Genomic DNA, 415 nt, shown 5'->3' on the forward strand with positions numbered 1-415 from the left:
GTTGCTGCGGTGTGCGGCCGGAGCACATCGCGGCCGCGCGCGAACGACTGGACGGAACCCGGCCCGGTCACCGCCGCCCGCTGGCCGAGCCGGCCGCGGAGACGCCGGCGCAACCCGCCCCGGCGTGGACCGATGCCCGCGGCCGCGCGCTGTATCCGTTGCCGTTCCCGAAGCTCGATGTCGAGCCGGGCGTGATCGCTCCCGCGGCACCGAGCTTCATGGCCTGGCGGCACCTGTTCGCGGAGGGGATCGGTGCCGGCCGCCGGTGCCTCGACGTCGGTTGCGGCACGGGCATCCTCGGCGTCCAGCTCGCGCTCAACCACGCCGCGCACGTGCACTGCATCGACATCGACGCGCGCGCCGTGTCGAACACGCTCGCCAACGCGTTCCGCAACGGCGTCAGCGACCGCGTCAC

General features: G+C 74.5%; 1 protein-coding gene. It reads left to right on the forward strand.

The genetic code is table 11. From position 1 onward, the window contains the following. A partial coding sequence (locus I6F37_RS41995) for a 50S ribosomal protein L11 methyltransferase (RefSeq protein ID WP_225154672.1) occupies positions 1-415 on the forward strand: 415 nt, incomplete at both ends.

Source organism: Bradyrhizobium sp. NBAIM08, assembly GCF_020193935.1.
Taxonomy (GTDB): domain Bacteria; phylum Pseudomonadota; class Alphaproteobacteria; order Rhizobiales; family Xanthobacteraceae; genus Bradyrhizobium; species Bradyrhizobium yuanmingense.